The 26174-nt window shown below is 69.8% G+C and carries 23 protein-coding genes and 2 pseudogenes; 11 read left to right on the top strand and 14 right to left on the bottom strand.

Annotated features, from left to right (window positions below):
- Positions 1-118 precede the first annotated feature (118 nt).
- The 6 genes and pseudogenes from HCA58_RS18130 to folP form a co-directional block, all read right to left on the bottom strand.
- Positions 119-424 carry a hypothetical protein gene (locus HCA58_RS18130; protein WP_169599041.1) on the bottom strand — a complete coding sequence of 102 codons (306 nt, stop codon included), beginning with the start codon at positions 422-424 and terminating at the stop codon, positions 119-121.
- 65 nt (positions 425-489) lie between these two features.
- Positions 490-1695 (bottom strand): ABC transporter permease, encoded by a 1206-nt coding sequence (locus HCA58_RS18135; protein WP_169599042.1) that lies wholly within the window; start codon positions 1693-1695, stop codon positions 490-492.
- A 189-nt stretch (positions 1696-1884) separates the two neighbouring features.
- Positions 1885-2370, bottom strand: a complete 486-nt coding sequence (locus HCA58_RS18140) for a DUF3180 domain-containing protein (RefSeq protein ID WP_205808986.1) — start codon at positions 2368-2370, stop codon at positions 1885-1887.
- Between the two features lie 109 nt (positions 2371-2479).
- Positions 2480-3007: a 2-amino-4-hydroxy-6-hydroxymethyldihydropteridine diphosphokinase gene (folK, locus tag HCA58_RS18145; RefSeq protein ID WP_169599044.1), complete on the bottom strand. Its 528-nt coding sequence runs from the start codon at positions 3005-3007 to the stop codon at positions 2480-2482.
- Positions 3004-3411 carry a dihydroneopterin aldolase gene (gene folB / locus HCA58_RS23215; protein ID WP_346776039.1) on the bottom strand — a complete coding sequence of 136 codons (408 nt, stop codon included), beginning with the start codon at positions 3409-3411 and terminating at the stop codon, positions 3004-3006. The genes folK and folB overlap by 4 nt, the downstream gene beginning before the upstream one ends.
- Before the next feature lie 84 nt (positions 3412-3495).
- A pseudogene (gene folP, locus HCA58_RS23220) lies at positions 3496-4329 on the bottom strand (dihydropteroate synthase); the annotation flags it as partial.
- 344 nt (positions 4330-4673) lie between these two features.
- Between folP and HCA58_RS18155 the strand changes: the two are divergent.
- From HCA58_RS18155 to HCA58_RS18185, 7 genes are read left to right on the top strand one after another with little or no spacing between them, the layout of a single operon-like run.
- Positions 4674-4991 carry a hypothetical protein gene (locus tag HCA58_RS18155; protein ID WP_169599045.1) on the top strand — a complete coding sequence of 106 codons (318 nt, stop codon included), beginning with the start codon at positions 4674-4676 and terminating at the stop codon, positions 4989-4991.
- Positions 4992-5004: 13 nt separating this feature from the next.
- Positions 5005-5367 (top strand): hypothetical protein, encoded by a 363-nt coding sequence (locus tag HCA58_RS18160; protein WP_169599046.1) that lies wholly within the window; start codon positions 5005-5007, stop codon positions 5365-5367.
- A 49-nt stretch (positions 5368-5416) separates the two neighbouring features.
- A complete protein-coding gene (locus HCA58_RS18165; protein ID WP_169599047.1) occupies positions 5417-8710 on the top strand; it encodes an ATP-binding protein in 3294 nt (1097 codons plus the stop codon).
- A gap of 1 nt (position 8711) precedes the next feature.
- Positions 8712-10652 carry an MFS transporter gene (locus tag HCA58_RS18170; protein WP_169599048.1) on the top strand — a complete coding sequence of 647 codons (1941 nt, stop codon included), beginning with the start codon at positions 8712-8714 and terminating at the stop codon, positions 10650-10652.
- Positions 10653-10658: 6 nt separating this feature from the next.
- Positions 10659-11210, top strand: coding sequence for a hypothetical protein (locus HCA58_RS18175; RefSeq protein ID WP_169599049.1), 552 nt, complete (start codon positions 10659-10661; stop codon positions 11208-11210).
- Entirely contained in the window at positions 11203-12369 is a 1167-nt protein-coding gene (locus tag HCA58_RS18180; RefSeq protein WP_169599050.1) for a M23 family metallopeptidase, read from the top strand. The genes HCA58_RS18175 and HCA58_RS18180 overlap by 8 nt, the downstream gene beginning before the upstream one ends.
- A 12-nt stretch (positions 12370-12381) precedes the next feature.
- On the top strand, positions 12382-12975 hold the full coding sequence (locus HCA58_RS18185; RefSeq protein ID WP_169599051.1) for a hypothetical protein: 594 nt from the start codon (positions 12382-12384) through the stop codon (positions 12973-12975).
- A gap of 2 nt (positions 12976-12977) precedes the next feature.
- Here the strand turns inward: HCA58_RS18185 and HCA58_RS18190 are convergent, their stop codons facing one another.
- Positions 12978-13535, bottom strand: a complete 558-nt coding sequence (locus tag HCA58_RS18190; protein ID WP_169599122.1) for a hypothetical protein — start codon at positions 13533-13535, stop codon at positions 12978-12980.
- 195 nt (positions 13536-13730) lie between these two features.
- Here HCA58_RS18190 and HCA58_RS18195 point away from each other — a divergent pair, with 195 nt between their 5' ends.
- Positions 13731-16286: an FtsK/SpoIIIE domain-containing protein gene (locus HCA58_RS18195; protein ID WP_169599123.1), complete on the top strand. Its 2556-nt coding sequence runs from the start codon at positions 13731-13733 to the stop codon at positions 16284-16286.
- Positions 16283-16993 (top strand): hypothetical protein, encoded by a 711-nt coding sequence (locus HCA58_RS18200; RefSeq protein WP_240956460.1) that lies wholly within the window; start codon positions 16283-16285, stop codon positions 16991-16993. The genes HCA58_RS18195 and HCA58_RS18200 overlap by 4 nt, the downstream gene beginning before the upstream one ends.
- An 11-nt stretch (positions 16994-17004) precedes the next feature.
- Here HCA58_RS18200 and folE read toward each other — a convergent pair whose 3' ends face one another.
- The 4 genes from folE to HCA58_RS18220 all read right to left on the bottom strand — a co-directional run bounded on the left by folE (position 17005) and on the right by HCA58_RS18220 (position 20890).
- On the bottom strand, positions 17005-17622 hold the full coding sequence (folE, locus tag HCA58_RS18205) for a GTP cyclohydrolase I FolE (protein WP_169599125.1): 618 nt from the start codon (positions 17620-17622) through the stop codon (positions 17005-17007).
- Between the two features lie 77 nt (positions 17623-17699).
- Entirely contained in the window at positions 17700-19718 is a 2019-nt protein-coding gene (gene ftsH, locus HCA58_RS18210) for an ATP-dependent zinc metalloprotease FtsH (RefSeq protein ID WP_169599052.1), read from the bottom strand.
- A 347-nt stretch (positions 19719-20065) separates the two neighbouring features.
- Positions 20066-20641 (bottom strand): hypoxanthine phosphoribosyltransferase, encoded by a 576-nt coding sequence (gene hpt / locus HCA58_RS18215; RefSeq protein ID WP_169599053.1) that lies wholly within the window; start codon positions 20639-20641, stop codon positions 20066-20068.
- Positions 20642-20749: 108 nt separating this feature from the next.
- On the bottom strand, positions 20750-20890 hold the full coding sequence (locus tag HCA58_RS18220; RefSeq protein WP_169599039.1) for a hypothetical protein: 141 nt from the start codon (positions 20888-20890) through the stop codon (positions 20750-20752).
- Between the two features lie 140 nt (positions 20891-21030).
- Here HCA58_RS18220 and HCA58_RS18225 point away from each other — a divergent pair, with 140 nt between their 5' ends.
- Entirely contained in the window at positions 21031-21993 is a 963-nt protein-coding gene (locus HCA58_RS18225; RefSeq protein ID WP_169599054.1) for a helix-turn-helix domain-containing protein, read from the top strand.
- A gap of 196 nt (positions 21994-22189) precedes the next feature.
- On the opposite strand, the pseudogene tilS reads toward HCA58_RS18225, so the two are convergent.
- The 3 genes and pseudogenes from tilS to dacB all read right to left on the bottom strand — a co-directional run.
- A pseudogene (gene tilS, locus HCA58_RS18230) lies at positions 22190-23167 on the bottom strand (tRNA lysidine(34) synthetase TilS); the annotation flags it as partial.
- Between the two features lie 16 nt (positions 23168-23183).
- On the bottom strand, positions 23184-24251 hold the full coding sequence (locus HCA58_RS18235; protein WP_169599056.1) for a zinc-dependent metalloprotease: 1068 nt from the start codon (positions 24249-24251) through the stop codon (positions 23184-23186).
- A 143-nt stretch (positions 24252-24394) separates the two neighbouring features.
- The gene (gene dacB, locus HCA58_RS18240; protein WP_205809014.1) at positions 24395-25870 is read right to left on the bottom strand and encodes a D-alanyl-D-alanine carboxypeptidase/D-alanyl-D-alanine-endopeptidase; all 1476 of its coding nucleotides are present in this window, start codon (positions 25868-25870) and stop codon (positions 24395-24397) included.
- 10 nt (positions 25871-25880) lie between these two features.
- Here dacB and HCA58_RS18245 point away from each other — a divergent pair, with 10 nt between their 5' ends.
- The gene (locus HCA58_RS18245; RefSeq protein ID WP_169599058.1) at positions 25881-26066 is read left to right on the top strand and encodes a hypothetical protein; all 186 of its coding nucleotides are present in this window, start codon (positions 25881-25883) and stop codon (positions 26064-26066) included.
- Positions 26067-26174: the final 108 nt, after the last annotated feature.

Consider the following 26174-nt stretch of genomic DNA (forward strand, 5'->3'; position numbering starts at 1 on the left):
GCGTCATCGCCGGCAACAACGCCGCGATCCGCGCGTACTCGACCTCGGTCAGCTCGAAGCGTCCACTCACGACAAACATGGATAGCCGAACCGCACCCCAAGATCCAGGAGACACGCCCTAGTGCTTCATCAGGTAGTCGATGAACGCGGCCCGTAACAGCGGTGCGGACTCCTCGTAGCCGTGCCCGGTCATCTCCCGCCAGAGGGCGACCGCCTCGTCGACCGTCGGCCCCACCGAATTCGGTGCGCCGTCAAGCGCGGCGGCCTCGTCCGCGTTCGGCAGGTGCCGCAGCACCGACCAGAAGAAGCGTACGTCGCGGCGCTCCCGAGCGACGGTGAACGCCCGTTCCCGCAGCTCCTCGGTGGAGAGGACGTCCAGCTCCTCGAACGACCGGCCGCCGGAGATCGATGATGTGTCGGACATGTGCCGAGCCTAACCGCCGAGATCACTCTCGGCGCGGCGACGAGACGCGGCGAGCCACCAACCCGTCACCGGTCGTCGGGCTCCCAGGCCCGTGAACCGGTCTCCCACCGTCGAGCTGCCCACGGGTCCGTACCGTCGACGGTGGGTCGAGTCGGCAGCACGGGCGGCCAGTCGGCGACCGGCTGCGGCTGCGTCACGCTCCATCCGCCCCCGGTGGCCGTCGTCTCGTCGGGTGGCGAGGGCAGCGCTCCGAGTACCGGCGTCGGCCGTCCGTACGCCTCCACCAGGCGGGTGACGATGAGTCCGCCGGCCAGCGCCGTACCGCCGACCGCCCAGTGACTGACCGTCCAACCACGGGCCGACGCGTACGCCAGGAACAGCCCGATCGCACCCGCTGTCAGCAGTGTGCCGAAGACACCACCCCGGAGCCCGAACGCGCTGGTGCCGGCGAGCAACGACGCCCCCACCGCGAGCACCGTCCAGTCCAACCCCGCCGCCGGTGTCACCGCACCGTCTGTCGAGGCGACGAGCACTCCGGCGAGGGTCGCGAACACGGTGGAGCAGACGTACCCGGTGGTCGCCATCGCGGCGGCCGCCGCACCTCGCCGGCGGGCCGGGTCGACGATCGGACGGAACCGACCGACCAGCCGACGGATCGGGCTGACCGCTCCGAACAGCCCACCGAACACCGCGACTGCGGCGAAGCCGACGAAGAGTTGTCCAGCGGTGCCCCGAGGGTCGTAGTCGCCCTGCACTAGCACAGGCGCGGAGCGCTGCTCGATGTAGACGACGACACCCGCCGCACCACCGAGGCTCGCCGCCCAACCCGGCACGTGCAGCAGCACGACCACCAACCCGAGCACCAGCCCACCGATCGCGGCCACCGCCGCGGCCGTGCCGACGGCGCCGAGCGCCCCGCGGTCACTCTGTTCGGCGAAGTGCAGCCCCGCCGCGACCGTCACCGGCCCGACAGCGAGGTTCACCGCACCGGTACGCAACGTCAACCCGACGGCCAGTGCCAGTAGACCCAGGGCGACAACGTCGACGATGACGTCCCGCAACCCGCTGCCGCGCAGCAGGGTCGGGTCCTCCCGCCACACCAGGTAGACAAGCGCGCCGAAGCCGAGCAGGAGAAGCGTCTCCCAGACGATGTAGATGCCGAAACGGTCCCGGCCCGGCTCGGCGTCGGATTCGTCGAGGACCTCCTCCACCCCGGTCGCGGGACCAGCCGGCTCCGGCGGTCCGTCGCGGTCCGGTTCGTCGTACCCCATGGTCCTGCCTCCCAGCGGCTGCCCGGACTCCACCGGCGTACGGGCGGACCGGCGGCGGGGCGTTGCCTTTCGGTCCGAGGCACCGTACCCGCGCACGCTGGCCGGGCGGAACCCCTCCGCCGGATCCCAACGGCGGGGCCGTGTCCGCCCGGGCCGTTCCGCGCCGCAGCACGCTCAGGGTGGGCGACGCTAGCGATGACCCGGGTGGCTCTCCCAGTCGTCCGGCTCATGTTCGTCGTCGGGCCGCTCCGGGACCCGACACGCCCGCTCCAGCCAGAGCGCGGCGGCCACCAGGGCAACCGAGGCCAGCAGGCCCGCGACAGCAGCCGGGCGATCATCGGCAGCCGCCCGCGTCGGCTGCACGAACAACCATCCCGTCAGCCCCGCATACCCACCGGCGAAGATGGCACCGACCAGCGAGGACGCCTTCGCCAGCACGACGAAGCGAGCCACCATCAACGGGTCGACCGGATCACGGCCGGGTCGGCGGTCGATCCGGCCCCGGGTGTTGACCGCTGCGTACGCCTGCAGCACAGCCAGCCCGGCAAGCGTCACCACCGGCAACCAGGGCAACGCCGGCAGCCGGTCGTAGTAGATACCGCTGATCAACAGCCACGCTGCCGCAGCGGCAGCGAGGGCGGTCACCACCAGGGTCGAGATGCGGGTGGGGCCCATCCTCGATCCGTCAGGCGGTTGGGGCCCGCTCATCGGTGCCCTCCGCTCACAGCCACACCGTCAGGGAAGCCCGTCGCGCTGAGCCTGACGGTCCGCTCGCTGCGCTCGCTCATGCCGTCGACTCTAACGTCAGATCGGGTCGGGGGTTCAGTTCCGGTACCTCCATCGCGACCGGGCCGGCGGTGAGCAGGTCGGTCAGCCAGCCGTGCCCGGGCAGCCGGCCGTAGGGCTCGATGTCGATCCACGGCCGCAGCACGAAGGCCCGCAGATGTGCCCGGGGATGCGGCAGGGTCAGCTCCGGGTCGTCACTCAACACCGGGCGGGCGTCGTCGGTCCACACCGCGACGACGTCGACGTCGAGCGTACGGGGACCGAAGCGCCGCTTCGGATCCCGGAGCCGACCGGCGGCGTCCTCCGCCGCCCGGGCCCGCGCCAACCAGTCGTAGGGACCGGCGCTCGGATCCGTGGCCAGCAGCACGGCGTTGAGGTACGTGGGCTGCTCGGTATCGCCCCACGGTGGGGTCTCGTATACCCCCGAGACGACCAGCACACTGTCACCGAGGACGGCGAGAGCGGTACGCAGGTGACAGAGCCGGTCACCGAGGTTGCTGCCGAGGGAGAGCACCGCGCGGGTCATCGGGTACGCGTCCGACGCATCGTCACGGCCACGTCGGTGAAGGCGTGCGGAACCGGAGCCTCGGGCTTGTGCACCGTGATCGACGCGCCACACACCCGCGGATCCGCCAGACACTCCTCGATCAGCCGGTCGGCCAGGGTCTCGATCAGACTGACCGGCTCGCCGGTGATCACCCCGATCAACCGCTCGGCCAGTTCGCCGTAGTGCACGGTGTCCCGTACGTCGTCCGACCGGGCTGCCGGGGACAGATCGAGTTCGAGCGTCGCGTCGACGACGAACTCCTGCCCGTTGGCGCGTTCGAAGTCGTATACGCCGTGCCGGCCGTGGGCCCGCAGTCCGGTCAGCTCGATCCGGCCGGTCGTGCCGTCGACCGCAGCTCCCTCGACGGCATCCGGCTGCCCGATCTGACCAACCGCCGACCCGGAGGAGGAGACACCCGCGGTCGACTCGGTGGTCGGTGGAGTGCCGGCGGCCGGCACCGCGGTGATCAGGCGGGGACGGCCGGTGGCCTGCCAGACGGCGAGTGCGTCGACGGTGGCGCGTACGTCGTGCACACGTACCCCCCAGGCGCCGGCGGCGACCGCGAGCAGGCTGGTGGCGACGGTAGCTGTCTCCCGCCCGTCCGTGGGACGGGGCGCACCGTCCGCACCGGCCAGCAGGTGACCCAGGTAGGACTTTCGACTCGCGCCGAACAGCAGGGGGAAGCCGAGTTCGAGCAGCTCCGACAACCGGGCGCTGAGCTGCCAGTTGTGCGAGGCGTGCTTGGCGAATCCGAGACCTGGATCGATGATGATTTGATCAGGACCCACCCCGGCGGCGAGCGCCGCGTCCGCCCGCCGACCGAGTTCGGCACGGACGTCGCCGACCACGTCGCCGTAGCTGGCCAGCTCACTCATCCGTCGGGAGTGGCCGCGCCAGTGCATGAGCACCCAGGGGCAGCCGGTGTCGCGTACCACCCGGGCCATGTCGGTGTCCGCGAGCCCGCCCGAGACGTCGTTGACCACGACTGCGCCGGCCTGCAGCGCCGCCAGGGCCACCTGGGCGCGGGTGGTGTCGATGCTGACCGGAACGCCGGCCGCGGCGAGTTCCCGGACGACTGGCAGTACGCGGGCGGCCTCGGTCTGCGCAGCCACCCGGTCGGCACCCGGCCTGGTCGACTCCCCGCCGACATCCACCAACGCCGCCCCTTCGTGTCGGAGCCGGACGCCGTGTGCGACGGCGGCGTCGATGTCGGCGTAGCGTCCGCCATCGGAGAACGAGTCGGGCGTGACGTTCAGGACGCCCATCACCACTGGGGCCGGGGCCCGCACCAGATCGGTCACGAGTAGGACCGTACCGGTCCCGTCGCTCGCCGCATTCCACCCGGTCGACAGCCCCTGACATGCGGATTCGAACGGGTGTGCGATCGGTCGTCCAGGTCGGTTCAGGCAGTATCTTCGCGGCTTGTCGCAAAGGGGGGCGGCCCGTACGCTGTGGAATTGCCCAGCATCGAGATGGCGACGGTTGGAGGGAGGGCCGAAGCGGGACAACCCGCCCAAAAATCGCCACCCTACGTGGTGGTTGTCGCACGCAGGGTCTCCGGCGCTGCGCACAGTGAGCACCGATCCCGCAAGGCTTGCCTACTGCACCACCGCGGCGCCGCCGGCCGCGATTTGGGGAGGTTTCAGTGATCGCCATCGAGCTGATGGAAACGGCGTCCGCAGGCGCCCTCCACCTGCTCTCCACCTTGGCATCGTCGATCCCGTTCGCCGCCGAGGAACCGAAGGGGATCGACACCGAAGGCGTCGTCACCTTCTTCGCCAGCAAGATCGCGCCGATCCTGCTCGCGGTGCTCGGCGTCATCTTCATCGGCCGTGCCAGCCGTGGTGAGATCTCGAAGGTGCTGACCAGCTCGGCCATCGCCATCGTCGGGTTGGCCTTCATAGCCGGAGCCGCCACCCTCTTCTTCATCGGCGACTTCCTGATCAACCTGATCTTCGAATAGGCGCGGGCACGAGATGCGGCTACGCACCGACGACGACATCTACCGGGCTCGCCTGGTCTATCTCGGCCCGCCCGGCTACACCCTTCCGGTACACCTGCCGTACGCCCAGTACGGGCTGTTCATGCTGCTCGTTCCCCTCTACATGTTCATCCACTGGCTGTTCACGTTGCAGGTCGAGCTCTTCCCCGCCTGGGAGATCGCGCTCGCCATCGTGAGCACCTCGTTCGTCTTCCGGTACGTCGACCCGGACCGTCCGGCGCGCATGGTCATCCGCACCGCGCTGACCGACTGGCGACGCACCCGGGAGCCGGCCGCCGAACAGCGCGATCCCCGCCTGGTCGGCAGCGGGATCAGGATCCGGGAGGAACTGGCATGACCGGCTACACGCCGTACGGGCCGAACGAGGACACGGGCAGGGCGATCGCATGAGCCGCTCCACCACGCCGGGATCCCCGGCGGGACGTCCGGCCGCAGCACACGGTAACCGTGCGCGTTCATTCGACTACCCGGAATCCGGCGAGGTGGACGAGTCCACGCTCGATCCGGCTCTCGCCACCACCCCCGGTCACGGCGGCGTCGGCGTGTTCCAGGCGCCCCGCCCGGCGCAACGTCGGCCGGCTCCGGCCGAACCGGCGCCGGCCAGCCGGGACGGCGCAGACATCGACTCTCCGTTCCTCGATCTGTTCGGAGGGACGTACCCCCGCCCCGGTTCCGCCCAGCGGGGCAACGGCCTTCCCACCCGCACCCTGCCCCAGCAGCCGCATCCCACATCCGCACCCGCCGCCGGCCCCACGCCGGCGAGCCGTCACACGGCCCAACCACCAACGCCCCCGCGACCACCCGAGCCCACCCCACCCGCTCCGGTGGTCGACGACGCGACGGCGGCCACCAGCGTGCCGCCGAACCAATCCCGGGCAACACCTGTCCCAGTAGACCGACTGCCGAGCGCCCGGTCACCAGCCGACGATCGTCCCGCCGAGCACGACCGCCCGCTCCGCGAAGACCGCCGTACCCGTGACAGTGCCCCGCCGGCCGTCGACACCGAGACAGGGCCGCCGCGTCAGGTAGCGGTGCCGACGAGCCGCCCGGCCCCCCGGCAACGGTCCGTCGACCACCGGGACCGGCCCGTGAAACCGGTCCGCGTCCGACCACCGAAGATCAAATTCGGTGACCGGGATCCGGCGGTCGAGCTTGCCATCACCGAGATCGCCGGCCACCTGACCTTCACTCCCAACACGGTCACCGCCTGGTACTGGCTGCCCGAGGTCCGCTGGGCCTTCCGCCCCGACGCGGAACGAGAGGCGTTGCTCTCGGCCATCTCCGAGCAGTACGCCGGCCTGGCCGGCTTCCGGCTGCACCTGCGTCGGACCACCCGGCCCTTCCCAGCCGACGAGTGGGCCCGCACCATCGACGCGAACACCGCCGCGCCGCTACCCGACGTCCCCGGCACCCCCGGCTGGGCAGAACACCTGGTCGCCGCGCAACGCCACCTACTCTCGGTCAACCACGCCGAGGGCCAGACCTACCTCGGCGTCACCTTCGCCCGCCGTTCCCTCGGCGACTCGCTGACCGAACGCCTGCTGCGCACCTTCGGCCGCGGCGTCGCCGAGGGCGAGCGACGCAAACTCGGCCGCACCGTCGAACAGTTCGACGAGGTGCTCGGCGCCTTCGGCATGCGCGGACGGCGGGTCACCGCGCACGAACTGGAATGGCTGCTCTACCGGTCGGTGGCACTCTGCATGGCACCCCCCGGCACCCTCTCGCCCATCACCGACGGCCGCTGGGAACGCGGCGACCTGCTCGCCCTCACCGAACAGGTCGAGCGCTACCGCACGCCGTACGGTTCCACCGTCAAGCTGGTCCACCGGATGACCGGCGAGGAACGACACGTGGCGGTGCTCGCCGTCGGACGGATGGAGCCGCTCGAGATTCCTGAGCGTCACGAACCCTGGCTGCACTTCCACGAGCGGTTGCCATGGCCGATGGAACTCTCCACCCGGGTCGACATCCTCGGATCGAGCGACTCCTTCCGCAACCTCGAACACCGGCTCCGGATGATCCGGTCACAGCAGCTGGACTACGCCGAGCACGGCATCGACGCCCCGCCCGAGCTGGAGCGACTCGCCAAACGAGCCCTGGTCATCGGCGACGAGATGACCACCGGCCTGCCGGTGGACTCCGCCCGAGCCCACGGCTGGCACCGGATCGCGGTCGGCGGCCGTACCCGCGAAGAGTGCCTGGAGAGGGCCCGCCGGCTCATCCAGCTCTACTCACGCGAGTTGCGCATCTCCCTGCAGCACCCGAAGAACCAGGACTGGCTGGCCCGTGAATTCATCCCCGGGGAGCCCATCGCCAACACCGGCTACGTACGCCGGATGCCCGTCAACTTGCTCGCCGCGGCGCTGCCGCAGGCGGCCTCCACGGTCGGTGACCGACGAGGCGACCTGGTCGGACGCACCGCCGGCACCTGCCGCCGTCCGGTTTTCCTGGACCTGCACTTCCCCATGGAGGTGCGGGAACGCTCCGGCCTGGCGGTCTTCGTGGCCGAGCCGGGCGGCGGCAAGTCCACGCTACTCGGCGCATTGGGCTACCTCGCCGCCCGCCGCGGCGTCCAGGTGACTCTGCTCGACCCGTCCGGCCCCCTGGCCCGACTCTGCGCGATGCCGGAACTCCGCCCATACTCGCGAGTGCTGAACCTGACCGGCTCCGAACACGGCACGCTGGCACCGTACTCGCTCATCCCGACACCGCTGCGCAGCGAATTCGCCTCCGGAACCGCCGGTGACCGAGAGTTCGAGATCGCGGTCTCCAACGCGCGGGCCGAACGCCGAATGCTGGTACAGGACATCTGCATGATGCTCGTGCCCCCGCAGGTGGCCCGGGAGGCCTCCACCGCCACCCTGTTCCGGCACGCCGTACGCCAGGTGCCCGCCGAGGAGACCTCCACCCTCGACGACGTCGTCACCTGTCTCGGGCAACTCGACGACCACGCCGGCCGGGAACTCGCCAACCTGCTGCTGGACACCGCCGAAATGCCGCTGGCGATGCTCTTCTTCGGTCGCCCACCGGAAGGCCTACTCGGTCCCGACGCCACACTCACCGTGATCACGATGGCCGGCCTGCGACTGCCCGACCTCAAAATCGAACGCGAGTACTGGTCGGCCGAGGAAGCGCTCGCCCTGCCGATGCTGCACACCGCGCACCGGCTGGCGGTCCGCCGCTGTTACGGCGGCTCGATGGGCTCGCGGAAGCTGGTCGGACTGGACGAGGCGCACTTCATGGAGGGGTGGCGCTCAGGCCGGTCCTTCCTTGTCAGACTCGCCCGCGACTCCCGAAAATGGAACCTCGCCGCCCTCGTCGCCTCGCAGAACCCACGCGACATCCTCGGTCTCGACGTACAGAACCTCGTCTCCACCGTGTTCGTCGGCCGGATCGCCGAGGATGCCGAGATCGCATCCGAAGCACTGCGGCTGCTGCGCGTACCGGTCGACGACGGCTACGAGGCCACCCTCGCCTCCCTCTCGACAGCCGACGCGACCTCCGCCAACCGGTTGGGTTTCCGTGAGTTCGTGATGCGTGACGTCGACGGCCGGGTGCAGAAAGTCCGGGTCGACGTGTCCTATGTAGAAGGATTGCTGGACCACCTCGACACCACCCCCGCCGCCATCGCCGCCGCCGCAGGGGTGCTGCCGACCGTGCTGCCTGACTTGGAGGCGTGACATGGCGAGGGCCCGGGCAAGGATCACGGCGCTCCTCCTGGTACTCGGCGTCCTAGCCGCAGCGACAATCAGCTGGCCCGGGCTCCCGGCCGCCCCGGCGTACGCGGCTTCGTCCGCGTACGCGGCGAAAGCCGCCGAGCTCTGCACAACCGAAGAGTGGCAGGTCGATTTCCGCGCCTGCGTAACCAAACTGCAGCAGGTCGCGGAGTCGGAGGTGACCTGCCGCAATCCCCCGACACCGACCGCGCCGGACTCCGGCATCGCCGGCTGGTTCGCCTCCCGCCCGGAGGCCTCAAAACTAAGAGGTCCGAAGGGCTACTACAGCGACTACGGCTATGCCGGCTACAGCTACAGTACCTATAAGATCGAATCTGGGTGTGCGACTACTTTGCTGCATCCGGATTACAAGTTCACGAACACCATCGCCAATGGCGAGTTCATGATTGCGACGGCGATCATCGGTGCCTCGAACGCACTGCGCGAACGCGCATGGGAGCCGGGCAACATGTGGGGCTGGGCGGATCCCCTCGTCGACCAGGCTACCAAGGCGATCTACCAGAAGGTGTTCAGCGTCTTCGGCATCGTCACCCTCTGCGTCGTCGGGCTCTACCTGCTCTGGCGCTCACGCCAGTCCGACATGAGCAGCGCGATGACGACTGCGGGGTGGGCGTTGGTGGTGATGGTGGCGGTGACGGCGCTGGCCGCCTGGCCGGTGAAATCGGCGAACCTCGCCGACGGTGCCCTCGTCTCCACACTCGGCGTCGTACACAACGCCGTGGGCCCCGCCGCCAAGGACGTGCCGCCGGACCGGTGTGCGATGCCCAACCCGGACGCCTGTATCGACAAGCGTCCCCCGGCGGTCCGTGCCAGTGACACCGCCACCGAGTCGATGCTCTATCGGAACTGGCTGCGCGGTGTGCTCGGCTCGGCCGACAGCGAGACTGCCAAGAAGTACGGCGCCGCACTCTACGACGCCAAGTCCCTGTCCTGGGGCGAGGCCGAGAAGATCCGGACCAGTCCTGAAACACGCGAAGCCACCATCAGCGCCAAGAAGCAACAGTGGATGACCGTCGCCGCGCAGATCGAGCGGGAGGACCCGGAGGCATACGAGTACCTGCAGGGCGTCCGGGACATGGACCGGGTGGGTGCCGGATTCATCGCGGTGCTCGCCGCGCTGCTCTTCGCGATGTTCGACCTGACCGCGTCACTGCTGGTACTGCTCGGCTTCCTGCTGTTCCGCTGGGCAGTGATCGCGGCACCGATTCTGGGCACCATCGGCCTGCTCCGACCTGCCAGCGCCGGTTTGCGCCGGCTGGGCAACGCGGTGGTGGCGGCGCTGTTCAACATCGCCATCTTCGGCACCGGTGCCGCCATCTACCTCTTCGCGGTAGACCTCATCATGAGCACGGCCACCCTCCCCGGGTGGCTTCAGGTGGTACTGGTGTGGCTCTGCGGGGTGGTCGGCTGGCTGCTGTTGCGCCCCTACCGCCGGATCACCCAGCTCGGCGGCAAGGACAACAGCGAGGCGGTGAGTACTGCGGGCTCCTGGCATCGCAGGTTCTTCCGAGACATGCGCACTGCCGCGCGGCTAGACGTCGCCGAGCCCGGCGGCACCACGGAGCCCAGCCTGGGTCGGCGTAGGGCGATCGCGGCGGAGCAACCGAAGGTGCGCCCGGAGGCCCGTCCGGATCCGACTCCGGCCGATGCACCGCCCACCGCGAAGCGGCCAGCGGATCGGAAGACGGACCGCGACGAAAGCTCCGCCCAAGAGCAAGGCACCAAGGCTGCCTCGGATGCCACCAAACCTCGGCGTCGGCAGCCGGCTTCGTGGACCGAGCCGGACGTGCCGGACGAGAACCCCTCCTACGTCATCTACCGTCCCGGTTCCAGCGACAAGGCCCGCGAGAAGCCGGCACCACGGGTCCGCACCGAGGCCAGGTGAGCACACGTGCGCCGGTTGATCGATTTTCTGCTGCTGCGGTTGCTGCGGTCCCGGATCGGTATCGCGCTCGGCATCGCCCTTCTGGTGCTCGGGGTGATCGGAGCCGCCAGGCTGGTGGCCGGCCCGACCGACCCGTCGGCAGGGTTGAGCAACCGCCCGCCAGACCCGATCACCACCGTGCACCCGACCACCGGGAACGACGGGGCGATCTCCACGACCACGACTCCCTCCCCGTCCACCCGATCCGGCCAGCCGGGCCCGGACGTGATCGCCGCGCGATTCGCCGCCGCCTGGCTCGGTCGACCAGGCCAAGCCACTACGGACTGGCACGACGCGCTGCGTCCGCTTTCGACATCCGGTCTCACCGAGAAGCTCGCCGGTGCCGACCCCATCAGTGTGCCTGCCGACGCAGTTGTCGGCGACGTCACACTGCGTCCACGAGGCGCGACGTTCGTGGAGGCGACGATTCCGCTCGACGACGGGCAACTCCGGCTGGAACTGTTGGCGCCCGACGGGCGATGGTTGGTGGATGCGGTGGACTGGAGCAGGTATGAGTGAGCAGCAGCGTCCCCGCCGGCCGGTCCGAATCGGTGCGCTGGCCGCCGCGCTTACCGCAACACTGGTGTTGCTCTGCTGCACCGGAGGCGCCGGGGCCTTCTTCCTCACCGAGTTGGGCGGCGACGCTGCCGAGCAGTTCACTCCGGCCAGTATGGATTGCACTGGCGACTTCGAGGTGGACGTCACAGGCACGATGCCCCGCTTTGCCGAGTACGGCGAGCGTCAGTTGCGGAACGCGGCTGTAATAATCAAGGTCGGCCAGGAGATGGCGGTGCCGCCGCGAGGTTGGGTGGTCGCAGTGGCGACCGCAATGCAGGAGTCGCGGTTACTCAACCTGGCCAACAGCACAGTCGCTGAGTCTCGGGACATCCCGAACGAGGGAGTCGGGGCCGATCACGACTCCGTCGGTCTGTTCCAGCAACGGCCCTCGTGGGGAACGATCGCCCAGCGGATGAATCCCGAATACGCGTCCCGCAGGTTCTACGAGAAGCTCGTCGACGTGGACGGCTGGGAACGACTGCCACTGACCGTGGCTGCTCAGCGGGTGCAGATCAGCGCTTTTCCGGACGCGTACGCCAAGCACGAAGAACTCGCCGCCCGCATCGTGGACGCCCTGGCGGGGGGTGCGGCGCGAAGTGCACTCATCGCGGGTAAGGAAGTTTGCGACGCCGCGGCGAGCGGTGAGGTCGCCGCCTCCGGTTGGACTGCGCCGATTCCGGGCGGAGTCGGCTCCGGCTTCCGCACCGCCAGCCGGCCCGGACACAACGGTGTGGACATCTCAGCGATAAAGGGCACGTCGATCAGGGTCGCGGCGACCGGCCGGGTGCTGGTTTCCCGCTGTGACCCTGACTGGAGTGGAAGGATCAGCTGCGACGAGGACGGCTGGCCGGGCAAGGGTGGCTGCGGGTGGTTCATCGACGTCCTGCACAGCCAGGGTGTCATCACCCGCTACTGTCACCTGAAGGATCGTCCCGATGCTGCCGTAGGCGATACGGTGCACGCTGGTGACGAAATCGGCAAGGTGGGTAGCAGCGGCAACTCGTCCGGGCCACACCTGCACTTCGAGGTGCATGTCGACGGCGACCGCAGTAGTCAGGGCGCCATCGACCCGGTGCCGTTCATGCGGTCGAAGGGCGCGCCGTTGAAGGGCGTCGGGTGAACCACGGACATCATGACCGAATCATTCCCAGACCCGTTCGCCGATCAGCCCGACTGGGCTCCTCGGCCGCCCGGCCCGATCGAGATCGTCACTGCCGCCGAGAGCACCGAGCTACGCGGTCGACGGGTGCTGGTCGGGTTGCCTGGTCTGGGATGGCGCGCAGACCTGCGTGCCGACGAACGGGTGGTGCAGAACAGCCGCACCTACGTTCCCGTCATTCCCGAGCATGAGTGGTACCGCGCGGAATCGGACCGGGTCGAGGTGTTCGCTCCGCTGGTGCCGCTCGAACGGGTCTGGGTCGAGACAGTTGGCCAGTCGACCCCTCCGGCGAGGGTTGACGGCTTACGTCTCGTCTCATTGGACGCACCGGCCGGCCGGGCGCCGACTCCGGCCTTCGAGGCGACTTCGATAACCGGGCGACGGGTCGTGCACATGGTCGGCACCGTCGAGCACCGTGATCTGCGCGCCGTGACCGAGACCTACTCGGGTGCAGAAGGCGACATCTGCGTGCGGGTGACGCCTGAACTGGAATGGTACCGGTGGGCCTGGCGCGGTCAGTCACCATCCACCTTGGAGGTACCAGTCCACGAGCTCTGGGTGGAGTAAGGCTAGCTAGACATCGTGGCAGAGCAGATTCGCCAATCGTCGTTTAGACGTGTGGCGAAGATCCACTCCTGCCGATCGCTCTGTCGTACACCCTCGATCTGTGCAGAGAAAGTTAGGTCGACGCGAACTTGGGCTTTATCGTCGATCCGATCTACTTCGAAACTTTCCCAACTCACATAAATAGACGTACCAAACCGCTCTTCGCGGGCAACGAGATCTTCTCGCAACCGTCGCAGCGCGTCGAAATCACTAACCCCTTCGCAGTTGAATAGGCTCGCGCGAGCGTCATTGCCATCGACCAGATAGGCACGCAGATGGCTATCAACCACTACTGCGGGGGTGCTGCGATCGGGGGTGGTGGCTCGGTCGTAGACGACGTAGGCCACCACCCCTCCAGTCAGGCAAAGCACCGCGACCACACCGGCGACCACAGTCAGGACCGTCCGTAGGCGCCGTCTGGGCCGGTTGGGCACCGGCACGGCTGCGGGCGGTGCCAGCTGCTCCTGCGGGGTCCTCTGCGTCGGTACCCGGGAAAGCTGGGAACCGGCGGGGGGCGGCACTGATTCCACCCCCTGAGGCTATCGGCTGTCGGCCCGCGACCCAATGCCCCAGTTTTCGCAGATCGTGACTGGGCGCTGCCGATGGGTCATTTCCGCCACGACACCAGTGCGGTAGCGCCGCGCGTCCCGGAGGTGAAGCACTTGCTGGGTTACCGTCGATTCTGCCCGGCGAGTGCGCGCCGACCGGGCAGAGGGGTGGACACGGTGGGCAGTCCGAAGGCACGGACGCTCCGCGCCGCCGCGCTGCACCGCCGGGCCGCGGCGACGGTGGTGGCGGCGACGTCGATCCTCGACGGAACCCGCCCTGTCCCAGCTGACCAGCGTCGCCAGTACGCGCTTGCCGAGAAGCTGCGTGACGCGGCCGCCATCCTCGCTCCTGGTTGGGCGGGCGCACCTTTGGACACCGTCGAACCGGAACAAGCTGCCGGCGAGGGGCCGCCTCCGTTCGTCCGGCTGGGCGTGGCTGCCCCATTGGACGACGCGCGTTACCCGGCCCTGGTGCCGCTGTTCGGCAGCGGCCACCTCGTGGTGGACGCCGACGCGCACGATCCGAGGGTCGCCGGCCTCCTGCGGGCCGTGCTGCTACGGGCGCTGGCGACGACGCCGGCGGGGGCGCTGCTGGTGCGGGCGGTGGACGGGACAGGTGCCGCGCTGGCTTCGTTCGCGGCGCTCGGCGACGCCGGGCTGCTGGCCCCACCGGCGACGGACGCCGAAGGTCTGCACGCCGTGCTGGCGGAGGCGGAGCGGTGGGTGACGCCGGACACCTCCGGTCGCCGCCGGCACGACCGTTCGCTGCTGCTGGTGCTGGCTGCACTACCCGAACCACACGGGCAGAGTGACCTGGCACGCATCGAGGCCCTCGCCGAGCAGGGGCCCACAGCCGGACTGCACCTGGTGGTGGCGGGTTGGCCACCGTCCCGGGCCGCCCTGCCCAGGGCTACGCCGTTGGCGATGCGGACGTCGTACGCTCTGCTCGGTGATCCGCCGAGCGCGCCGTTCGCCGCTGCTGGCACCGGTGGGGGTTTGAACTCACCGGTCTTCGTCGACTCGGATCCGCCGACCGAGCTGGTCGAGGGCGTGTGTCGTCGGATCGCCGCGCAGGTCGAGGCTGGCAGCCGACTGTCCCTGGCGCAGCTGTTGCCGTCGGTGGACGAGTTGTGGCAGGAGACCGGGACGGACGGGCTGAGCAGCGTCGTCGGCGATGCGGGCGGGCGAGCGGTGTCGCTCGGTTTCACCGAACTGACACCGCACTGGCTGGTGAGCGGCCGGTCGCGTAGCTGCCGGTCGGCTTTTCTGACTACAGCGTTGCTCGGACTCGTCGCCCGATATGGCCCGGAAGAGCTGACGCTGTACCTGGTGGACCTCGGTGAGGGCGAGTCCTTCGCGGAGTTTCTACAGACCGAGCGGGATCGGTCTTGGATTCCGCAGGTCCGGGCGGCCGCGATGGCAGCTGACCGGGAGTACGTTCTGGATCTGTTGGAGCAGTTGACGGTGGAGGTGAACCGCCGTACGGAGGCGTCCGCCCGCGCGGGTGGGCAACGCTTCGCCGAGTTGCGTGAGCACCGTCCGCTTCCCCGGGTGGTCTGTGTGATCGAGAACCTGCCGGTGCTCTTCACCGAACGGGACCGTCTCTCCGACGACGTAGCCGTCCGGTTGGGCGCTCTGGCCAGGACCGGCCGGGCGTACGGTGTCCATCTGGTGCTGGCCGGCGAGGGTGACCTGGGCTTGGGCGTCCGTTCCGACGGCGGGCAGCGGGACTCGTTGCCGGGCCAGTTTCCGGTGCGGGTGGCGTTGCCTGGCGGTGGGGCGGTGCTGGTATCGACGAACGATGCCGCGGCCGGTCTGCCGGTGGGCAGTGCGGTGGTCAACACAGCTGGCGGTCTGGGGGGCCCTCGGGGGGCGATCCGAGGCCACGAGCGGATGGTTCGGTTTCCCGATCCGGCAGCCGAACCGGAGGCTGTGACGGAGTTGCGCCACCGCGTCTGGGCGGCCCGCCCGTCGACGGCGGTGCCGCCGGTCGTTTTCGCCGGGTACGCCCGCCCGATGCTGAGCAACGATCCGCGCTATCGGGCGGCTGTCGCGGGGCGGTCGACGACCCCGGCCGCGTTGCTGGGCAGGGTGGTGGATGTCGCACGCACCACTGCGGCGGTGCCGTTCGGACCGGCAGCGGGACGCAACCTCGCGGTTCTTGGTCCACGGACCACCGCGTGTGGCCTGCTGGCGACGGCTGCCCGTAGCATCGCAGCCCATCATCCGGCGGGTTCGGTGCGGTTCGTGGTCGCCGTTTCGGATGTCGGGGTGGAGCATCTCGCCGACGATCTCGTCGCGGATCTGGGCGAGCGCCACCACGTCGACCGGGTGGACCTTGCCGGGCTGGTAGCTGTGGCGGATGCCGGCGAGCCGGCGTACCTGGTCGTCTTCGGTCTGGATGTGGCGCCGGTCGAGCAGCTGCCGCCAGCCCGACTGCGGGCTCTGCTGCGTGACGGGCCACCGGCCGGGCAGCATCTGCTCGGCTGGTGGCGTACGGTGCCGTCGTTCGCGACGCTCGTGGAGGCGGACGAGACGGTCGACAAGCTGACCGCCGTGGCGGTGGCGGGTGTGCCGGGGGCTCAGCTCACTCCGGTCTTCGGTCGTCCAGTGGAGTGGCGGCCCCGGCCTGACCGGGTGGTGCTCTGGGACGGGCCGGTGGAGCACGGCGTGGTGCTGGTTCCGTACGAGGTGCCCGGCAGCGTGAGTGGGGTTTCCGGATGACGATCGATCATTCGCTGGTCGCTGCCGCGGGGCCGGTTCCGCGGCGGGGAGTCGACGTCCCGGGTGATCCGGTGCGGGCTGCGTGGGCCGACTATCTGGCTGCGGCCCGCCAGCTTGACGGGGTTCGCCGGGACGCGGCGACCGCCGCGGGTGAGCAGGCCCGGGTGGTCCAGGCTGCCCGGGAGGAGCTGGCCGGGGTACGCGGCCGCCTGGTGTCGCAGGAGAGCCGGCTCCGCGAGTTGGGCGTGTCACCGATATCGCTGGCACCGACCCCTCCGGAGCTGGCCGAGGCAACCCGGTCGATGAGCGGCGGCCCGGCGGCCGTGTTGACGGCGCTGCGGGACGCTCGGCGGTGGGCTGTGGGCGCGGATGACACGCTCGCCGCCCGCGGCCTGTCCCGGGTCGCACATTGGCCGGCTCACGCTCGCAACCTGCTGGTGTATGGTCCGCTGGCGTTGGTCGGACCGGTGCTGCTGGTGGTGGTGTGGCTGCTGAGCGGCACCGGTGCGGTGACCATGCTGGCGGTGCTGGTGGGACTGCCGGCACCGGCGGTCGCGTTCGGTCTGGGCTGGCTTGCGGTGGGCCGCTGCTTCCCGCCCGGGCCGGGGGGCCGGATGGACCGTACGCCACGTTTCGGCGCGCTCACCTGCCTGGTCCCGGCCGTGGTGGTCAATGCGGGGATCGTGTTGGCGATGCTGTCTTCCTGACCGGATCGCGGTCAGCGGGGGATGATCAGCGCCATCGCCTCGGCCCGGGACTTGGCGTCGTGCTGCAGGGTGCCGCGTACCGCGGAGGTGATGGTCTTCGCACCGGACTTCTGGATGCCCCGCATCGCCATGCACATGTGTTCGCATTCGAGGACGACGACCACGCCGCGCGGCTCCAGTCGCCTCATCAGCAGGTCCGCGATCTGTGAGGTGAGTCGTTCCTGCACTTGGGGGCGCCGGGCGAAGACCTCGACCAGCCGGGCCAGTTTGGACAACCCGGTGATCCGCCCGTCGGGGCCGGGGATGTAGCCGATGTGGGCACTGCCCCGGAAGGGCAGCAGGTGGTGTTCGCAGAGGCTCATCACGTCGATGTCCCGGACCAGCACCAGTTCCTCGTGGTTGGCCTCGAAGGTGGTGGTGAGCACGGTTGCCGGGTCGACGCGCAGTCCGGCGAGGAGTTCCGCGTACGCCCGGGCGACCCGGGCCGGGGTCTGTTGGAGGCCGTCGCGGTCAGGGTCCTCCCCGACCGCGATGAGAATCTCGCGGACCGCCTTCTCGATCCGGCCGAGGTCCATGGTGTCCTCGACGGGACGGCCGGTGAGGCGGCCGTTGACGAGCCGGGCGGCGATGTAGTCGAGACGGTCGGTGTCGGATTTGGTCGCGGCCGGTTCCTGCTGGGAGGAACCGGCCGCCCGGTCGTCGGTGCTCAGTGCGAACCGTCCGATGAGTTGTTGGAGCTACCGCCACCCACGGTCGCCTCGGCACCGTCGGCTTCCGCCTGCACCTTCAGCGCGTCCTTCTCCGCCGGGGTGAGCACGGGCGGTTCGGTGGAGGGCTGTCGCTTTCCGAAGCCGTTGTACGGGGCCATCGGGGGACGCTTGACCACCCGCGCGCAGATCCTGGACATGTCGGCGGTGGAGAGGGTTTCCTTCTCCATCAGTTCGAGCACGATGTTGTCCAGGACGTCCCGGTACTCGACCAGGATTTCCCAGGCCTCGTCGTGGGCCAGTTCGATGAGTGCCCGCATCTCGCCGTCGATCTCGGCGGCGACCGCGTCGGAGTAGTCCCGCTCGTGGCCCATGTTACGACCGAGGAACGGCTCGTCCCCGCTCGTGCCGTACTTGATCGCACCGAGCTTCGAACTCATTCCGTACTGAGTGATCATCGCACGGGCGAGTTGGGTGGCCTTCTCGATGTCGTTGCCGGCACCTGTGGTGGGCTCGTGGAAGACGAGTTCCTCGGCGGCCCGCCCGCCCAGCGCGTAGGCGAGGGTGTCGACCATCTCGGCACGGGTCTGGGTGTACTTGTCCTCCGTGGGCAGCACCAGGGTGTGGCCCAGGGAGCGGCCCCGGGACAGGATCGTCACCTTGTGCACCGGCGCGGCGTGCGGCAACGCCCAGGCGACGAGTGCGTGCCCACCCTCGTGGTACGCGGTGATCTTCTTCTCCTGGTCGCTCATCACCCGGGTACGCCGCTGCGGGCCGGCGATCACCCGGTCGATCGATTCTTCGAGCGAGTCGTTGGAGATGGCCCGCTGGTCCTTGCGCGCGGTCAGCAGGGCCGCCTCGTTGATCACGTTGGCGAGGTCGGCGCCGCTGAAGCCCGGCGTCCGCTTGGCCACCGAGTCGAGGTCGACATCGGGCGTGAACGGCTTGCCCTTGGCGTGTACCCGCAGGATGGCCTTGCGGCCTTCCATGTCGGGGGCGTCCACCGGGATCTGCCTGTCGAACCGGCCCGGGCGCAGCAGCGCCGGGTCGAGGATGTCGGGTCGGTTGGTGGCGGCGATCAGGATGACGCCGCCCTTGACATCGAAGCCGTCCATCTCGACGAGGAGCTGATTGAGCGTTTGTTCCCGCTCGTCGTGGCCACCGCCCATGCCGGCACCACGGTGCCGTCCGACGGCGTCGATCTCGTCGACGAAGACGATCGCCGGAGCGTTCGCCTTGGCCTGCTCGAACAGGTCACGGACCCGGCTGGCACCGACACCGACGAACATTTCCACGAAGTCGGAACCGGAGATCGAGTAGAACGGCACCCCCGCCTCGCCGGCCACTGCCCGGGCGAGCAGGGTCTTACCGGTCCCGGGCGGCCCGAAGAGGAGAACACCCTTGGGGATCTTCGCGCCGAGCGCCTGGTATTTCGCCGGGTTCTGGAGGAAGTCCTTGATTTCGTGGAGTTCCTCGACGGCCTCCTCGGAGCCCGCCACGTCGGCGAACGTCGTCTTCGGAGTGTCCTTGGTGATCATCTTCGCCTTGGACTTGCCGAAGTTGAGCACCCGGGAGCCGCCGCCCTGCATCTGCGACATGAAGAACAGCAGCAGCAGCACGAGCAGCACGATGGGGAGCAGATTGACCAGCAGGCTGACCCAGATGCTGTCGGATGACACCTCGGTGTCGGCCGGCCCGGTGACCCTGTTGTTGGCCTTGGCGTCGAGGACCTCGTTCCAGACCTCGTTGCCGACCTCGTACGGGAACTGGGCTTCGATAAGCTTCGTGGTGGTATCGCCGAACTCGGTCTCCTCGGCCAGCTCGAGTTGGATCGTCTGTTCCTTGTCCTGGAAGACGACCTTCTCGATGCCACCCTTGTTGAGCTGGTCGAGCGCGACGGACGTGTCCACCCGGTGGTAACTGGGTCCACCGGTGAACAGCTGACTGAGCACGACGGCGCCGAGGATGACCAGGATGACCCAGAACACCGGTCGGCGGAAGAAACGCGTACGTTCCATGCTGTTGTCGAGCGCCGAGACGCCCGCATCCTCCTGATCGACGTCCTGACCGACTGTGGGTGTCGCCGCCTTGGCGGCTGCCGGAGCCGCCGTGCGGGCCGGCCTCGACCCCGGGGCGCGCTTGCCGCGCCACGGTCATTCGACGGTACACCGTGCGAGACCGCTATGAGCTGGCGAGCCCAGCACTTACGCGCACGGCGAACCGGATGTCAGCCGGCGTGGCTCGGAGTCGGATCTCCCGGCCACCGTGGTCAACGGTAGTCCGATCAGCTGAAAGTCGCCTGAACGTCGGGCGGGTGCGCCCGCGACGCCGACATGTCGACGGCGTCGCACCGGGACCTGGGCGATCAGGAGCGGGCGTAGACCTCCGGCTTGAGAACCCCCACGTACGGCAGTTCCCGGTAGCGCTCACCGAAGTCGAGGCCGTACCCGACGACGAACTCGGTCGGGATGTCGAAGCCGACGTACCTGACCGGCACCGGCACCTTCACCGCATCCGGCTTGCGGAACAGCGCCACGACCTCGACGCTCGCGGCCGACCGGGACTCGAGGTAGCGCAGCAGCCAGGACAGGGTCAGCCCGGAGTCGACGATGTCCTCCACCACGACGACGTGACGACCGGCGATGTCCCGGTCGAGGTCTTTGAGGATCCGGACCACGCCGGAGGAGGTGGTGCCCTGCCCGTACGAGGAGATGGCCATGAAATCCAGCTCGGCCGGGGGACCGTGCCGGCCCAGCGCCCGGGCGAAGTCGGCCATGAACATGACCGCTCCCTTGAGTACGCAGACCAGCAGCAGCCCATCGGAGACGTGGGCATAGTCCGCGGAGACCTGCTTGGCCAGCTCTGCGGTCTTCTCGCGGATCTGCGCCTCGGAGATGATCACGTGGTCGATGTCGGCGTCGTACCAGGAGCCGTCAGCCATGACCATAGCCTGCCGTACGCCCCGGGTTCGCTGTCGGCGGGGCCGCCCGTTTCCACGCGACCCCGCCAGGGATTTTTCAGGATCAAGGGGACATTCGCCTCAGCGGTGTCACGACTGCCACCTGTGTCCGGCATCGGAGGGCTTCCAGTCCGCGGAGTCGCGGCTGTCGGCGGCAAGCCCAAGAGCGGACAGCACGGCGAGGGAGAGGAAGAACAGCAGGAAGAACAGGAAACCCATGGCGGCGCTCACTTTCTGGCATCTGCGGTTGTCGGATCGCCGCCGGTGCGCACCGGACACCTGCCAGTGTGCGTACCTCACCAGCCCTCGCACAGTGGCAGTGATGCCATCCCTACTCGATTTCCTGCCATCGATAGGGTTACCCTTGTCACATGCTTCGTTCAGTGGCCGTACTCGTCCTGGACGGCGTAGCCCCCTTCGAGCTCGGTGTGCTCGCTGAGGTGTTCGGCACCGACCGCACCGCCGACGGGCTGCCCAGTTACCGCTTCGACGTGTGTGGAACTCGGCAGGCCCCGGTACGCACCTCCGCCGGCTTCCACCTGATACCGAACGCCGATCTGGCGCCGTTGGACCGGGCGGACCTGGTGGCCGTCCCCGCACACGACCCAACCACCACCGCGCCCGCGGAGGTCCACGAGGCGCTGCGTCGGGCTGCCGATCGCGGTGCGTACCTGTTCAGTGTGTGTGCCGGCGCGTACCTGCTGGGTGAGGCAGGACTGCTCGACGGTCGGGATTGCACCACCCACTGGCGCCACGTCGACGAGTTGCAGCGACGCCACCCGACTGCCCAGGTCCGCAGCAACTCGCTCTACGTGCAGGACGGTCGCCTGCTCACCAGCGCCGGCACCGCCGCCGGCATCGACGCCTGCCTGCACCTGGTACGCCAGGCGCACGGCTCGGCCACCGCCACCCGGCTCGCCCGACGGATGGTGGTGCCCCCGCACCGCGACGGCGGCCAGGCTCAGTACATCGAGGCGCCGATCCCGAAGGCACCGCAGGCACCCACGCTGGAACCGGTGCTGGAATGGCTGATGGGCCATCTGGACCGACAGACCACAGTCGACGAGCTGGCCGCGCGGGCCGGGATGGCCCCGCGCACGTTCGCCCGCCGCTTCCGCGCCGAGACCGGCACCACCCCGCACGACTGGCTGACCAACCAACGGGTCCTGCTGGCCCGTCGCCTGTTGGAGGACACCACGCTCACGGTGCAGGGAGTGGCCGAACGAGCCGGCTTCGGCGACGCCGCCGTCCTGCGGCACCACTTCACCCGCCGGGTCGGCGCCACGCCACAGGCGTACCGCGGCACGTTCCGCGACCGCACCCCAACTGGTTGACCGGCCGGCAGACACGTCCGGCAACGCGCAGGCGTACCCGGACGACACCACACCACCGTGCCACCCGACGCATCGGCGGGCTCGGCGTACAGCGGGTGCCGTGCACGGATCATCCCGCGGCCGTCGCCTCCTCGGACGCTGCCCCCGTCACCTGCGGCACCGGAACCCGGCCGGCCGGCGAGACCGGGGGCGGCTCCGACACCAGACGGCCGTCGCGGCGGAGCACCCGCAACCCGCCCGGCAGGTAGCTGGCTCGCTGGCCGCGCCACGCCGTGACCAGCCCATCGAGCGCGGCAACGTGGCGATGCGACAGCGCGGCCGGCGGTACACCCGACTCGTGGGCCCAGGCGCGCAGCACCCGGCCCCGTACTGCGGGCGCCAGATCCGCCAAGGTCCCGGTGGCCAGGCCGCCGTCGGGATGCCGGGCCCGGCTCAACGCCTCGACGGCCAGTTCGTCGAGGACCGCGTTGTCCGCTGCCACCAGCGCGGCGGTACGGGCGAGATTGTCCAGCACTCCCGGTCCGAGCGCCCGGATCAGCACGGGCAGCACGTCGGCCCGGACCCGGGAGCGGGCGTACGACGGGTCGCTGTTGTGCGGGTCGTCCCAGGGCACCAGTCCGAGGGCGGTGCAGGCAGCGCGGGTCTCCGTCCGCCCGATCTCCAACAAGGGCCGTACGAGTGGTGTCCCGGCGAGATCCCGGCGGGCCGGCATCCCGGCGATTCCGCGCGGGCCGGCGCCCCGGGACAACGCGAGCAGTACCGTCTCCGCCTGGTCGTCGCGGGTGTGCCCGGTCAGCAGTGCCGCAGCCCCGTGCCTCTCGGCGATTTCGACCAGCGCCTGGTAGCGGGCTTCGCGGGCCGCCGCCTCGGGGCCACCCGGCCGACCGGCGACCTGCACACCGACCACTTCCACCGGCGCCAGACCGGTGTCCTCCGCCCAGCGGGCCACCGCCTCGGCACGGCCCCGTGACCCGGCCTGCAACCCGTGGTCGACGGTGACCAGCCCGGCGGTGCGGCCTGCCCGGGGTGCCACGAACGCGGTGACCGCAGCCAGGGCCAAGGAGTCAGCTCCACCCGAGCAGGCGACCAGAACCGGACCACCGGCAGGCAGATCGACCAACGCACGACGGACCGCGAGCCGGATCGCGGCAACCGACGGGGAGAGCGCGGCCATCGGCTCGGCGACGCGCTCAGCCGGCCGTCGGCACCGGGCCGACGGCCCCGTGCACCCGCGCCACCCAGGCGTCCGGTTCGCTCAGTTCGGACAGCCGGGGCAGGGTGAGCGGCGACTCGAATACCCGGTTGAAGCCGGCCATGCCGACCCGGTCCACCACTGCGTGCACGAACCTGCGGCCCTCGGCGTACTGCCGCATCTTGACGTCGATGCCGATCAGCCGCCGGATCGTCTTCTCCACCGGGTTGCCGGCCTCACGTCGCCGGTTGAAGCCGGCGCGGATCCGCTCGACACTCGGGATCACCTGCGGACCGACGCCATCCATCACGAACTCGGCATGCCCCTCGAGCAGGGTCATCAGGGCGGTCAGCCGGTCCAACACGGCCCGCTGGCCGGGCGTCTGCACGATGTCCAGAACGCTGGACCTGCTCTGCGGGTCGCGGACCGTGTCAGCCAGGGTGCTCACCCCCCGGCGCAGCCGTTCCAACAGGTGCTCGCCCCCCTGGGCGGCGTCGACGAACGCCTGCACCTCGCCGAGGAAGTAGGCCCGCATCCAGGGTACGGCGGTGAACTGCGTCCGGTGGGTCACCTCGTGCAGGCAGACCCAGAGCCGGAAATCGCGCGGGTCCGCGCCCAGCTTGCGCTCGACGTCGACGATGTTCGGCGCGACGAGCAGCAGTTGCCCCGGGTCGGCGGAGAAGACCTCGTACTGCCCGAGGACCCGACCGGAGAGATAGGCCAGTACGGTGCCTGCCTGCACTCCGGTCACCCGGGAACCCACGGCCTCGGTGAGCACGCCCGGCTGTTTGTCCTGAGCGAACCGACCGACCAGCGGGGTGATCACCTCGCGGAGGCCGGCGACGTTCGTGGCCGCCCAGTCACGCCGATCGACCACGCGCACCGGCGGGTGACTCACCTGCGAGGTCAGCCCGGTGAAGGCGGCGACGTGACCGGCCGCTTCATCGGTCAACCGACGCAGCTCGGAAACCACCTCGGTGGCCTCGTCGTAGGTCACCCGAGGGCCCGATTTACCCAGAGCCCCCGCTGTCGCGGTGGCCAGATCCCAGTCCACGAACTGCGCCATGCAACCCACCGTACCCGCGCCGCGACACACACCGGTGTGCCGAAGCAGTGCCGACCCGACGGCAGGGCTGCGCAGCCCCTGTCGGGGGAGAATTCGCCATCCGCGCCGACGGAAGTGGCACCGGCGGGAGTCGGTCGATCTGCTCAGCGACAGCCGCAGCCGGCCAGAGCGGTGGCGATCCTGTCCAACGCAGCCCGGGCTGGCTCCATGCCGTCCGGCGGCACGTCGTCGGTGAGCACCGCGAAGGTGAGCAGTCGACCTTCGGCGGTGGTCACCACCCCGGCGATGGCATGTACCCGGGTCAACGTGCCGGTCTTGGCGCGGACCACTCCGGCACCGGCGGCTGTGCCCGGTGTCGCACCGTATCGGTCGCGAAGGGTGCCGGACCAGCCCGCGACCGGCAGCCCGCCGAAGATGCCGCCGAGTTCAGGTCGGTTCGGGCTCGCCGCGAGCACCAACAGCTCGGTCAGCAGGATCGGGCTGATCAGGTTGCTCCGGGACAGGCCACTACCGTCCGCCAGATCGAGTCCTGCCTCCGGCAGGCCCAGCTCGGACACCACCTCAGCCATCGCCGCAGCAGCACCGGTAAAGGAGGCCGGCCGGTCACGGGCCAGGGCGACCTGTCGAGCCAGCGCCTCGGCGACGATGTTGTCACTTTCACTAATCATGATGTCGACCAGCCGGATCAGCGGCGGCGAGTACACGATACCGAGCTCGGTGCCGGGTCGGTCTCCGGAGACTGTCGCGGTAGCTGCGGTGGCTGCGGTGGACGCTGGTGGGGCGGTGCCCTTGCGTACGGCGCCGACCGGCACACCGAGCAGTTTGGCGAAAGCGCGACCGGCGACCAGGTCCGGTTCGGTAACGCGTTCGGCCCAGCCCTGCCCGGCCTTCGGACTCTTGCGAGCTCCGTCGAGCATCAGCGCGGTGATCGCCCCGCCGTAACCGCCGGAGGGAATGTCGTCGTCCCAGCCGGGCTCGTACACCGGACCGGAGTAGCTCGAGGAATCGACGACGACTTCCGTGGGTGCGACTCCACCCAGCGCCGAGCGGACCTGTTCGGCGAGATCTGCGAGGCTGGCCGCCCCCGAGTAGAAGCCCTTCGCCTCGGCTGCCAGCGTCGGATCCCCCCCACCGACCAGAACCACCTCGCCGGGCTGTGCGCCGGACACCGCCCGGGTCGGTATCCGGTGGCCAGGACTGCGGGCCGTGAGCACCGTCACGGCGGTCACCAGCTTGGTCACCGAGGCCGGCACGGTCAACTCCCCGCCGCCGCGCTCGAAGAGCAACTCCCCGGTGAGAGCATCGGCCACCGCCACATTGACCCGGCCGCCGAGTGTGGTGTCGTCGACCAGCGGTTCGAGCACGGATCGGAGCCCGTCGGTGCCGGGCGCCGACGCGGCGACGTCGACGGCAGCCAGCACCGGGAGCGGCACGGACTCCACCGTCCCGCTGGCCGCCGGTGTCACTGGTTCGTCGCCCAGCCAGCGCCCCACCGGCCCGGGGCGGACCGCGACCAGGCCCGCAACCACCAGCACGAGCACCAGCACGGCGGCAAGCAGCAGCGGCAACCGTCGGCGCGGTGCCGACCCGACCGGCGGCGAGGCGGCGCCGGCCGGCAGGTGATCCCGCATGCCGTCCACCGGCGAGTCGTCCGGCGCCGGGCTTACCGGTGCTGCCGCCGCTTCGGCGGGGCTCGTCGGGACGGCGTCCGATCCGGTCGACGACGCGGCGGGGCTCGTCGGAGTGGCAGCACCGGGCGTGGCGGCCCGTACCGAGGCTGTGCCTCGATGTGGTGTCGTCGGCGGCGTGCCCTGAGGCGGGTTCTCCCCGGACCGGTTCACGGGTGTCGGTGTGACGGGCGGCGTCGGAGGTTGTGGCCGGAGGATCTGCGCATCCGGCACCGGTACCCGGCCGGTGACCTGC

The sequence above is a fragment of the Micromonospora sp. HNM0581 genome (assembly GCF_012726175.1).
In the GTDB taxonomy this organism is placed as follows: Bacteria; Actinomycetota; Actinomycetes; order Mycobacteriales; family Micromonosporaceae; genus Micromonospora.

Excerpts from the sequence above, each read along its gene's own strand:
- HCA58_RS18160 (WP_169599046.1), top strand. The coding sequence starts at position 5,005 with ATGCGGCTACGCACCGACGACGACATCTACCGGGCTCGCCTGGTCTAT.
- HCA58_RS18135 (WP_169599042.1), bottom strand. The coding sequence starts at position 1,695 with ATGGGGTACGACGAACCGGACCGCGACGGACCGCCGGAGCCGGCTGGT.
- HCA58_RS18170 (WP_169599048.1), top strand. The coding sequence starts at position 8,712 with ATGGCGAGGGCCCGGGCAAGGATCACGGCGCTCCTCCTGGTACTCGGC.
- HCA58_RS18200 (WP_240956460.1), top strand. The coding sequence starts at position 16,283 with ATGACGATCGATCATTCGCTGGTCGCTGCCGCGGGGCCGGTTCCGCGG.
- HCA58_RS18130 (WP_169599041.1), bottom strand. The coding sequence starts at position 424 with ATGTCCGACACATCATCGATCTCCGGCGGCCGGTCGTTCGAGGAGCTG.
- ftsH (WP_169599052.1), bottom strand. The coding sequence starts at position 19,718 with ATGGAACGTACGCGTTTCTTCCGCCGACCGGTGTTCTGGGTCATCCTG.
- HCA58_RS18245 (WP_169599058.1), top strand. The coding sequence starts at position 25,881 with ATGCCGTCCACCGGCGAGTCGTCCGGCGCCGGGCTTACCGGTGCTGCC.
- HCA58_RS18225 (WP_169599054.1), top strand. The coding sequence starts at position 21,031 with ATGCTTCGTTCAGTGGCCGTACTCGTCCTGGACGGCGTAGCCCCCTTC.
- HCA58_RS18140 (WP_205808986.1), bottom strand. The coding sequence starts at position 2,370 with ATGGGCCCCACCCGCATCTCGACCCTGGTGGTGACCGCCCTCGCTGCC.
- HCA58_RS18185 (WP_169599051.1), top strand. The coding sequence starts at position 12,382 with ATGACCGAATCATTCCCAGACCCGTTCGCCGATCAGCCCGACTGGGCT.
- folK (WP_169599044.1), bottom strand. The coding sequence starts at position 3,007 with ATGACCCGCGCGGTGCTCTCCCTCGGCAGCAACCTCGGTGACCGGCTC.
- HCA58_RS18165 (WP_169599047.1), top strand. The coding sequence starts at position 5,417 with ATGAGCCGCTCCACCACGCCGGGATCCCCGGCGGGACGTCCGGCCGCA.
- HCA58_RS18180 (WP_169599050.1), top strand. The coding sequence starts at position 11,203 with ATGAGTGAGCAGCAGCGTCCCCGCCGGCCGGTCCGAATCGGTGCGCTG.
- hpt (WP_169599053.1), bottom strand. The coding sequence starts at position 20,641 with ATGGCTGACGGCTCCTGGTACGACGCCGACATCGACCACGTGATCATC.
- HCA58_RS18235 (WP_169599056.1), bottom strand. The coding sequence starts at position 24,251 with ATGGCGCAGTTCGTGGACTGGGATCTGGCCACCGCGACAGCGGGGGCT.